Raw genomic sequence first — 851 nt, 5'->3', positions numbered from 1 at the left:
ATAGTGTTTAGTTCGAATCTTTGCCGGTGAGATACGGCCAGATGTTCGGTTCGGTGATCGCGCTCAATCCTCGTGGGATGTAGTCTTTCAGCGTCGAGAGATCTGGCATAAGGCGGTACTTGAACCACTCTTGTAATTGGTCCCAGCACCCTTCGACAGCGTTCAATTCGGGAAGTTTCGACGGGAAGTACCACACTTCGAGATCATCCCCGCGCACGCACGAGACCGAACTGTCTCCGACAGTTTCGGTCTCGCGCTCACCACTCACGTGCTCCCAAAGATCCCTCGCGTAGAAGTAGCCCGCTCGATCCAGAAACACCACTAACTCCTCACCGAACCTCTCTTTCAACGCCTCTAACAGCCGAATCCCGTGGTTCCGTGTGAGGTTCTCTTCTGTCCAGCAGAAGAAGCTGTCACCGTCGTCGGTGACAGCGCCCAACACCGTCACTGAATCCCACGACGTTGCCACCTCTATTGTCGGGTTTGAGCCAATTGGGTAGAAGCCACGTCGCTGAACAGTTCCGACGTGCTTGGTGAACTGATCGACAACAACGACAGTTTTCTCGGTTAGTTCGGGCCGTTTTTTTCGACTGTTTCCTGAAACTCGGCTTTCTCTTCAGGGTCGGCTTCATGATGTTGAGGCCGTGCTGTCCGCAAGGACAGCCCGGCCTCCTTCAACAAGTCATACGCGTAGGTTTCGTGGTATTCGACGCCGTATTCCTCTTTGGCGTGATGAAGCAAAAGTTTCGCTGACCAAGCTTGCTGGTCGTATCCGAGTTCGGTCGGCGGCTGTTGCAACTGCTCGAATAGTCGCTCACGATCTTCGCCCTCGATTTTTGCTGGACCTCCTG

General features: G+C 54.1%; 1 protein-coding gene and 1 pseudogene. Both read right to left on the bottom strand.

Translation table 11 applies throughout. From position 1 onward, the window contains the following. Nucleotides 1–7: 7 nt before the first annotated feature. Nucleotides 8–496: pseudogene (locus tag ACERIT_RS16155) on the bottom strand (transposase); the annotation flags it as partial. A gap of 71 nt (nucleotides 497–567) precedes the next feature. After that, the coding region (locus ACERIT_RS16150; RefSeq protein WP_373675875.1) for a winged helix-turn-helix domain-containing protein at nucleotides 568–851 on the bottom strand (284 nt) is incomplete at its 5' end.

It is taken from the genome of Halopenitus sp. H-Gu1 (genome assembly GCF_041821145.1).
Taxonomy (GTDB): domain Archaea; phylum Halobacteriota; class Halobacteria; order Halobacteriales; family Haloferacaceae; genus Halopenitus.
The sequence above is the reverse complement of the archived record's forward strand: the minus strand, read 5'-3'. Positions and strand labels throughout refer to the sequence as shown.